This is a genomic window from Leptolyngbya sp. AS-A5, from assembly GCF_039962495.1.
Classification (GTDB): Bacteria; Cyanobacteriota; Cyanobacteriia; order Leptolyngbyales; family Leptolyngbyaceae; genus Leptolyngbya.
Genome location: NZ_JAMPLL010000068.1, coordinates 1 through 9,364 on the forward strand (window position 1 = coordinate 1; position 9,364 = coordinate 9,364).

The 9,364-nt window shown below is 46.5% G+C and carries 7 protein-coding genes and 2 pseudogenes; 5 read left to right on the forward strand and 4 right to left on the reverse strand.

What is annotated here, in order from left to right; genetic code table 11:
- Nucleotides 1-276: 276 nt before the first annotated feature.
- A complete protein-coding gene (locus NC980_RS25780; RefSeq protein ID WP_348254088.1) occupies nt 277-570 on the forward strand; it encodes a hypothetical protein in 294 nt (97 codons plus the stop codon).
- Between the two features lie 438 nt (nt 571-1,008).
- Here the strand turns inward: NC980_RS25780 and NC980_RS25785 are convergent, their stop codons facing one another.
- The 3 genes from NC980_RS25785 to NC980_RS25795 all read right to left on the reverse strand — a co-directional run bounded on the left by NC980_RS25785 (nt 1,009) and on the right by NC980_RS25795 (nt 3,061).
- The gene (locus NC980_RS25785) at nt 1,009-1,386 is read right to left on the reverse strand and encodes a nuclear transport factor 2 family protein (RefSeq protein WP_190375047.1); all 378 of its coding nucleotides are present in this window, start codon (nt 1,384-1,386) and stop codon (nt 1,009-1,011) included.
- A gap of 310 nt (nt 1,387-1,696) precedes the next feature.
- Nucleotides 1,697-2,368, reverse strand: coding sequence for a hypothetical protein (locus NC980_RS25790; protein WP_190375048.1), 672 nt, complete (start codon nt 2,366-2,368; stop codon nt 1,697-1,699).
- Nucleotides 2,369-2,548: 180 nt separating this feature from the next.
- Entirely contained in the window at nt 2,549-3,061 is a 513-nt protein-coding gene (locus tag NC980_RS25795; protein ID WP_347272554.1) for a GNAT family N-acetyltransferase, read from the reverse strand.
- Between the two features lie 379 nt (nt 3,062-3,440).
- Here NC980_RS25795 and NC980_RS25800 point away from each other — a divergent pair.
- Nucleotides 3,441-3,605, forward strand: a pseudogene (locus NC980_RS25800) (phage integrase N-terminal SAM-like domain-containing protein); the annotation flags it as partial.
- Between the two features lie 577 nt (nt 3,606-4,182).
- Here the strand turns inward: NC980_RS25800 and NC980_RS25805 are convergent.
- The gene (locus tag NC980_RS25805) at nt 4,183-4,536 is read right to left on the reverse strand and encodes a hypothetical protein (protein WP_190375049.1); all 354 of its coding nucleotides are present in this window, start codon (nt 4,534-4,536) and stop codon (nt 4,183-4,185) included.
- 280 nt (nt 4,537-4,816) lie between these two features.
- On the opposite strand from NC980_RS25805, the gene NC980_RS25810 reads away from it, so the two are divergent.
- From NC980_RS25810 to NC980_RS25820, 3 genes and pseudogenes are all read left to right on the forward strand, one after another.
- Complete coding sequence (locus NC980_RS25810; protein ID WP_190375050.1) at nt 4,817-6,181, forward strand: alkaline phosphatase PhoX; 1,365 nt, start codon at nt 4,817-4,819, stop codon at nt 6,179-6,181.
- Nucleotides 6,182-6,401: 220 nt separating this feature from the next.
- Nucleotides 6,402-8,447: an AMIN domain-containing protein gene (locus tag NC980_RS25815; RefSeq protein WP_190375051.1), complete on the forward strand. Its 2,046-nt coding sequence runs from the start codon at nt 6,402-6,404 to the stop codon at nt 8,445-8,447.
- 796 nt (nt 8,448-9,243) lie between these two features.
- Nucleotides 9,244-9,364, forward strand: a pseudogene (locus NC980_RS25820) (IS6 family transposase); the annotation flags it as partial.

Sequence of the window (9,364 nt, forward strand, 5' to 3'; positions counted from 1 at the left end):
AAGATTGGCGAGAAATTGCTTGCTTGAAAGTTGCTGCGTAATATTGAGCAACGCCGAATGTTCAGGCATTATTGTACTTAATTTTGAACATAAGCGGTTAAGTTGATGATACCAGTTTTGGGCGTTACAGCGTACTACAAAATGGCGACTTAGTCCGATTCTAGTCCAACCCGGTTTTGAGACTACTAATCTTGAGATGAGACAGCAGAGTAGGACTGCGAACCTTATTCTGTTTGCATTGTTATGAGGAAATACCCCGTATAATCGATCGTACTTATGTACTATTCAATTATGACTCAACCTGATTCTGCCGCCGCTGTTAGCTATTTGCTGGATCGAGATGAACTTCTACGGATTCGCGGTCTCAAGCTTGTGACAAGCGATCGTGATTATGTCTTTTTTGCCTTGCAGATTGATTATCCCGGAAAGCTAACTCCTGCGATCGATGTGCTTGCTTTCTGCGATCGTTGGGAGTTGGATGAGGGAGATTTGTACAAAGCGTTAGGCGATTTGCGGAAGAAGGGTATTGTTGTGTCGATTTCTAGCCGACTGAATCTTCAACTCTCCTAAAGCACCCGAAGCGCTCTGCATCTCGACTTTCTGCCGATTGTGGCAACTGATTAGAACGAGCAGCTGATCTTGATGCAACAACTGATAAGCCCAGGGCAATTGCCCTGGGCTTCTTCTAATAAATGCCAGCGTGAATAGAGCGGCTAGCGGTTTTGAATATGCTTCTATCATGAACGAAGCAGGCTCTCTAGGGCTAGGGTTAACTTACCCAATTTGTTCCTATTTTCACTTAGGTAGCATGTAGCAGATGCACGAGTTTTAAGCCCGGGACTGCTGCGGTGTGCGGCAGCTCACCAGAACTCAAAAATATAGCTTTAACGATCGTGGTCAGCGGTTGCTAAAGACTTTGCAACACCACAATCGGCTCCAGGCAATCCGCTGCACTAGGATTGTTAGACTGTGCGATCGTTGCGACATACCTATCTCTGTCGTCAATAATCAGGGTTGCAGAATTGGTGTCACTTGCCCTGTAATCATTTGCCATTTCCCGTCCCGTTTGATGTAAACGTGTAAGTCCCTAACTTGTTTCTGTCCTCGCTCCTTCATGTTTAACACCATACGGAAATTGACTACTGCTACTGTATCGGAATACCAATGCACCTGAACTTCATCTGTTGTGTACGACTCAACCGCAGCGTGCCTGACATTTTCCAGTTCCATCTGTTTATTTGCGACTCGACCATCTGGAAAGACAGCTAAGAAGTCATCTGGTAGATCACGATCAACCACTGCTACATCACGCCGTAGAAAAGCATCAAGAAAGGCGGTATCTAATTCAAGAATAATGCGCTCCTCGACTGCTCTGTCAGTTGTCACTTGTTTACTCCTTTTTGAAAGCCACTTCATTATCGTGCTCTAATCCGCTCTACCTCTGTCATCAGAAAAGATTCTGTGGTCGAGACGAACGAAATAATCTAACCGTGAATCTCTCACAGCACTTAAACTCATCGTTTCATTAAAAATCTCATCAATACTCAATGCTGAATACTAACAGATAATTTTGAAGTGCCACCCTACCGATACCTCAGCAGTCTAACGACCAAGCTCACCGGACGTAGACAACCTCTCGAACAACCAACCAGGCTCATCGTTCCGGTGCAGCGACTTGTTAGGTGACGACTTTACGCTACCAATTCATAACAAGCGGCAACTGAGGTCGGAAATCTACCTGTTTCCCCTGCACTTCTCCATCAAACCCAAGCTCTAGACAGTACTCTGCTCCTCCTCGTAGCTTTATCTGCTTTGTATTAACCACTGCTTGAAGTTCGGGTGACAAACTATTTGCAGCAGGACTGACCAACTCTACACGAGTAATTTCGCGTAAACCAATACCATGATCTAGAGGTTGTGACTCCTCAACAGGATATCGATCTGGACGTTGACCAAATGGAGTCTGGAACAGCCATGGCTCAGTCAACACATCACTATTCTTTCCCACCTCAATACTCATTGTTTTAGGCAAATAAGGTGGGCGATATGCCCAACTGGAAAATGCAATTGTGTCACCAGAACCTATGACCGGACGCAGACAGATCCCAAATGGACATGCACCATCGTTCCGATGCGTCCATCGCTCCCAAAGGCGAGTGGGACGGATTAGCTCAGACCTTGCCTCTTCTGGATCATGAATCCACAACAACTCCAACATTGCGTTATGAAAAAAGAAACGGCGATTAGTTGTGCCCTGCCCAGGATGCGTATTAGAGGTTCCCTCCACCAAACCAAATGATACTAGGCGCTCAGCTTCGTAAGCACCAACGTCAGTCCAGATAAAGAGATGATCGAATTCAAATGCCATAATTTCAGAGCCATCTGAGGATGGGCTTACTCAACGTCTTAAGTTTAATGAATCCAACAGACACGTTCCAAGCACCGCCAACACCAATGACTCAAGCCGCATAACGACTCGCTTCACCCGCCGCAGAACCCTTTCGGACTCAACCAATCCCCTTTAAACGGTCGGTGTGCAAGCGGATTGTTAGGCGTTGCAGTTATTACCAAAGTCGAGTTCTAAGGTCATCAAGTACTCATCGTAGAATTGTCCATCTCGTGAAAAGGTCTCCTGTTCAGTACCGTAGATGCGGAAGCCGAACGACTGATAAAGGCGGATTGCTCCTTCTTGCTGGGTTACGACAGTTAGATTAACCCTCCTGATACCTGGAGTATTTGCTGCCCAACTCAATGCGTGGTGGATGAGCGCTCTTCCACAACCATGACAACGAAACGAGGGCAGGACATACAGACCCGCAAGATAAGCACGGTGCTTCTCGTTGGGTGCTGAATAGCGAGAAATCCGGATGATGCCGATAAGTTGTTCGCCTTGAAACGCTCCTAAGAAGCAACGCTCATCGCTTACTACAAGTCTCGCAGCAGTCTCGGAGATACTTGGCTCAGTTTCAGGGAGTGAGCCGAAAGCAGGTGGTTGTTCATGAAGCGCCTGCAAGCGCACTGAATGGTACGCTTCAGCGTCGGCAGGAGTAAGCAGACGCACACTAAATAAATCGATGTTGTGTGAGGACTTGATTATGGCTTTCGTCCACAGAAGAAGTGTATCAACGCCTAACTATTTATTAGACTGACTCTTTCCGCCTAATCACCCATACCTGGACGTTAGACCGAACGTGGTCGGCATAACACCCTTCTGGAGCGATTTAGACTGCTGAGAGTCGGGCTAACACCCTAAACTGGGGAATTAGATCGACTTTTTCTGCCTAATGCCGAGATTTGAAATATTAGATCGACTCACATTCCGCATATTACCCCTCGACAGGGGCATTAGACCGAAAATTTCCGTATTTCTTCTCAGCGAAAGTCTGTACTATTCTGCCTAAGATCTCGTTCAACCAGATTGAAGATTGGGGTTGAACGGAATGACCTCACCACCCAAAAAGCTGTTAGATCAAGTGCGTGATGCGATTCGAGTACGGCACTATTCGTATCGGACTGAAGAAGCGTATGTGCAATGGATTCGCCCCTTCATCCTGTTTCACAACAAACAGCATCCGAAGGACATGGGGGCGGCTGAGGTCGAAGCCCGCTTGATCCGTAGCGATCGCGCTTCTGCCTCGCTCCGCAGAAGTTCAACAGCAGCAAAAATGGCTCAATTTGCCTTCCTGGTTGGAATTGAGCCATTTTAAGTTGGACTGAATTGAAGATTTGGACTGAACGAGAAAATGCGGGTTTTAGCCTCGTTGTAGTATGTTCGTCAGTCCAAAAATAGTCCAGAGTTGTAACATAGCCGTATTATGTTGCGAATTTGATCCCCATTTATCGAACTCGCACACTCAGTTTCTGAAGGTTCCTGTTATAACTGAATGGAATTAAATACCTTAATATTGAGGCTTGCAATCGGAAAAACTCAAGCTTTCGCTGTCGAGGAAGCCTGCAAGTGCCATTTCTAGTACTGCTTCTACGGGGTACTCAATTTCTGCGGCACGTCTTTCAAACGATTGCTTAATTTTGTCGGGCAATGGCGCAGTGGGTTGCACAGTTAGTCCCTTGCGGGTATACAGACATTTGCATGAAGTCGAGGGTATGCGTCGCGATCGCTACCTCTCGATGGTCATAATCCTTCAGCCACGACCAAGTCATCGACTTATGCCCACCCTTTCTTCAACGCTCCCCAAATTTTGTCTCTAGTTCTAGGAGTGGAATTTGTTTGTACCTCCAGAGACGCTGTAAGGTACTCACCCTGATACCATTGTCACTGTCAATGGCATTCACTTGCCGCAGGGCTTGGTACAAACTGAGGCACAGCGCCTGATCGTACTCCCCACTGGCATGACGTAGGGCTAAATTAGATGCAGCCAATCCTGCCTTAAAACTTCTGACGTTCTTAATGACGATTGCCAGTCTTGCAATCTCGTGATCACCCGAGAACGAAACTGCATTCATAATCTGATTCAACATTTCACCTGAAATGCTGGGGATGCCTTGACCTTCCGGACGTTGGTCAGCTTCAGTCACCGAGTTGATGGTTTATAGGGAAGCTACAATCTTAGCCTCAACCCTATCGCTATATATGTATGTGACAACACAAATAGTTCATATTCAATGACACGATTTTGCCTCGACACCGTTTAATTTGGCACTGTACAACAATTAGCCCTCTTACACATATTGGTATATTCTGCAACCTCTGTTATTTAACCAATACTTAAATAATCAAACCTTAAACCAGCGTTAGCTTTTCCTTGATCGTAGTTTAGTACGCTAGCATCCGTGTTTAGAAAGACTTCACGGATATATGAGCGTCTCTCGACGTCGGTTTTTAACATTAGCTGGCACAACTGCTGCCGGTGTCACAATGATTTCTCCTCTAGAAGCTCTTTATGCAAGAGTTGCAAAGGGTCAAGGTATTCGTGGGACTGGCTACGGTCCGCTATCGCCTCAAATGCCTACTAATGCCAGTGACCTCAGGGGTGTCGTTGTTGGTGGAATTGATCTAGGTAGCACTCCCATCTTGCAATTGCCTAACGGCTTTAACTACACTGCAATCTCGATCACGGGTCAGCCGATGGATGACGGCAACCCAGTACCGGGTGCTCATGATGGCATGGCAGCTTTCCCCGGACCTAACAACACCACGATCTTGGTGCGAAATCACGAACTAAATCCCAACTCCTCTCGGTCAGTTAGAGTACCCAAACTATACGACCAAGTCGGTGGTGGTACGACGACATTAGTTATAGGTCCTAACCGTCAAGTTCTCAGACAGTTTGGCTCTCTAGGAGGTACGATCCGCAACTGTGCGGGTGGTCCTACTCCTTGGGGCTCCTGGGTTAGCTGTGAAGAAAACTTAGACCTTCCTGGTACACGGGGTGCGAACAGAAAGCATGGCTATAACTTTGAAGTTCCGGTAACAGTCGATATGGTTGTTTCCGACCCTGTTCCTCTCGTTGCTATGGGTCGCTTTAATCATGAAGCCGTAGCTGTTGATCCGGCTAACGGTTGGGTTTATCAAACTGAGGACGAACGCGATAGCTGTTTCTACCGCTTCCGCCCAAACCAGCCTGGCAATTTGCGGAGCGGTGGCACGCTTGAGGCGCTAGTCATTCAGGGAGCACCTGTCGATACTCGTAAGGGCTATCTTCCCTACAAAAATGTTCCTTTATCAACGAGCTGGGTCACGATTGACAACGTTGATCCTGAGACCAATGATTTCGCTAGTTCAGTCCGAGCTCAAGCGCAAGCCAAAGGTGCAGCAATCTTTGCACGAGGTGAAGGCGCTTGGTATGGAAATGGTGCCGTTTACTTTGTCTGCACCAATGGAGGCGATGCCGGTCATGGACAGGTTTTTGCCTATGATCCTAGAAATGAAAAACTAATTCTCGGCGTAGAATCTCCAGGGCAGGGTGTGCTAGATTTCCCAGATAACATCACGGTTGCTCCATTTGGTGACCTCATCCTTTGTGAGGATGGAGATGGAGACAACTATGTAGTTGGTGTTAATCGGGCAGGTGAACTGTATCAGTTTGCCAAGAATAATATCAACGACAGTGAATATGCAGGTGCCTGCTTCTCGCCGGATGGTAAGACCTTGTTTGTGAATATTCAGTCTCCTGGAATAACTCTTGCAATCTGGGGTCCGTGGGCAGCATCGAGGGGTTAAGTGAAGAGATAGAGAAACTTTTGTCTAGAGCATCTCAACCCAAATGTTTCTCCAGTTATTCATGAATTGCTAGTCACTGCCATCTAGCAAACTGCCCTATCTGGCTTTACTACCCTATTGCCTGACAACCTAGCTTTTGGTAGTTTTATCTAAAACCTTAAAGAGAAGCATTCTGCCCAATGCCTTTCTTTAAGGTTTCAAAATATAGAGTTATAAAACAATGCATCGTTCAATTAGCCTAGTGCTGATGGGAGTTAGCGCCTCTGTGGGTCTCGCCCGGGTTGCTACAGCAACCGAGATCAAAACAGCAATTACAGGAATTCAACTTCAAGTAGTTCAGACAGGGCTAGAAGTGACTTTCGAGGTGCAAGGCAATCCTCAGATGCAACGCTCAAGTGTGAGCCGTGAAAATACTCTCACGATGAACTTTGTAAACACCCAGCTTCGTTTACCCCAAGGCAATGCCTGGCGTCAAGAGAACCCTACACCTGAGATTACATCAATACTGGTAGGGCAGTTTGAGCCAAATCAGGTTTCGATCATCATTAATGGTACTCATGCTTCGCCCGTTGAACGAGTGGTTCGGCAGGATGGCAAGAGTATTACCTTAAGTTTTTCATCCAAGTTGCAGAAGAAGGTTGAGTCGAGTTCTATGCAGAAACCTGCTGCATTGAATTCCAATAATGTTCTTTCTCGGGCTCCTGATCGCTCAGCTTCAACGCCAGATCGCCCAACACCTTCTATTACTTCCAGTGTTATTCAATCATCGGAGGTCAGCTCTTCTCCGTTCTCCGAATCATCCCGATTGAATGCTTCCTTATCCTCCATACCTCAGGGAAGGGCTGATTCGGTAGCAGACTCTGCTTATTCGGATGTTTACCTGGATGATGCACAGACTCAGCTGATGAGAACTTACCAGTTGAACCAGGTTAAGGCAACCTCTGATTCAGTTGTTACTCAAACTCTAACCAGCTTGGCAGAAACAGGAGGAACAGTCAGCGGATCGAGTACAGGTAGCAGTTTTGGTACCGGCTCAAGCAATTTCAGTGGGTTTGATGTCAGAGCCTCGGCAGCAACAGCACAAACCTCAATTAAGCGAGCAACCGCGACGGCAGAAAATGTTCGATACCAAGGAGCAAAAGAATTTTTAGAGCTGCTTGGAGCGAATGGTGGTGTTAATAACAAACCGGCTAACACTTTTAATGCTGCCTCTGCAAGTACTTTTATTCCTTCCTCTAACCAGTTCTCGGCTCAATCTTCAAGTTCTGGTTTTTCTCAGTCAGCTTTGCCGCCCGACTTCTCCAAACTACCCTCTAGCAGGTCTAGTTCTAACCTACTCAATGGATTAGAAGTGATTGCTGAACCGCGCACCAATACAGTGACTTTAATCGGTTCGCGGCGCTTAGTTGAGATCGCGACACTAAAGTTGAAGCAGCTAGATGTGTTAACCAAACAAGTAGCCGTTAACATCAAGATTATTGATGTAGATCTGATCAAAGGTAGTAACTCGAATGCTGATTTGCAGTATCAAGCGAGCAACACGATTGGACTGGGGTTTAATACGGCAGGCTCATTTTTTGCTAACTTTGGCAGAACCTCCACAGGCGCTGGCGCGGCTGTTCCCCTAGCTCGCAACTTCTTACTAAACTTGCTTGCTTCCATTCAGAATCAGTCTGCTAAGATTCTGACGAATCCTACATTGGTGGTTCAAGAAGGGAGTTCAGCGCAAGTCAATTTAACGCAAGAAATTTTTTCGGGTTTTGAAACAATTGAAGATACTCGATTTCTGGGTACGACTGGCACCGTCACGCCGCTAAGACGTCGTCCGATTATTCGACCAGCGGGTGTGATTGTAAACGTCACGGTGGATCGGATTGATCCACAGGGATACGTAACGCTCAATATTTCGCCAGAAATTAGTGCTCCTTCCGGTGCTGTGTTTGAAGATCAGGGTTCTCAAGCTAGGCTGCTCCTCCAGCGTCGCTTGGAAACGGGTCGCATCCGATTGCGAAATGAGCAAACCTTAATTCTGACTGGCATCATTCAGGATCAGGTCCGGTCCAATGTAACGAAAGTGCCTATCTTGGGTGATATTCCTTTACTTGGTCGATTATTTCAGCGTCGGGCGACCACGACTGAGCGCCGGGAAGTAGTTATTTTAGTGACACCCGAAATTCTAAACGACAGCGATCGCTCATCGTTTGGTGTCAACTATCAGCCAGGTTCAGAAGTTCAAAAGCTGTTGAGACAGCAAGACTCTCGTTAAATCTGCAAGATTTTAGCTGCACCGCAAGACGGTTTGTTATTGAAACCTGCACATATGTTCTCAATCGTGGTGGTAGGGGCATGCGAAGTTCGCTTGATACGGAGCGATCTCCTGCGTGTAGTATCGGGGACAGCCAAAGGGCACTTCTGTTTGCTAACAGATCGCGACCTCATTAGCTCAGGATGACTCTGACCCGCCTTGATGGCGGGTTGGAGCAGCATTCGATGCAGGTGATGGCGAAATCCTTCATCGAGATACTTCTGCCGAATCTCCTCCCAGTTGACTAACGCTCTACGCTGCTTTTTCTCAATCGCGCTTAGAAATCGGGTAGGCGAAGTTTACGATCGAAGTTTTTCGTAACTAGCTCCAGGAAAACCTAGATGCCTAAAAATCCCCCAATTGAGCTTGTAACGCTTTGATTTCTGCAAGCCAGTCTTAAAACATCCAATCTCCTCTTAGATTGAACGAGAAAGCGGCGATTGGATGAAACACAAGATAAGGAGAAATTTTAACTAAAGATAACTTCAACTTAATCCTCCGACTGTATGACTTTGACTAAAACGAGGCAATAAATTAATTTCTTTATATACAAAGGATAATAACAAACTTGAAAGTCCGAGTTTTAACGCAGTTAACGGCTCATCCTGAGCGGGAGCAAGAGCTAAAGAACGCTCTGGTTCAATTTGTGGAGGAGCGCTGTCAACAAGTGGGCTGTCACAACTGTGAATCGTATTGTCAGGTTAACCGGAACATAGAATAATCGTACTAGTTCAACTTTAAGAACGACTGCTTGCCCATGTACTTCCGTCATCGCTTCCCTGGTGAAATTATTAGCTACTGCGTTTGGCTGTATTACACCTTTCCGTTGAGCTACCGGGACATTGAGAAAATGATGCTGTATCGCGGCATTGAAGTCA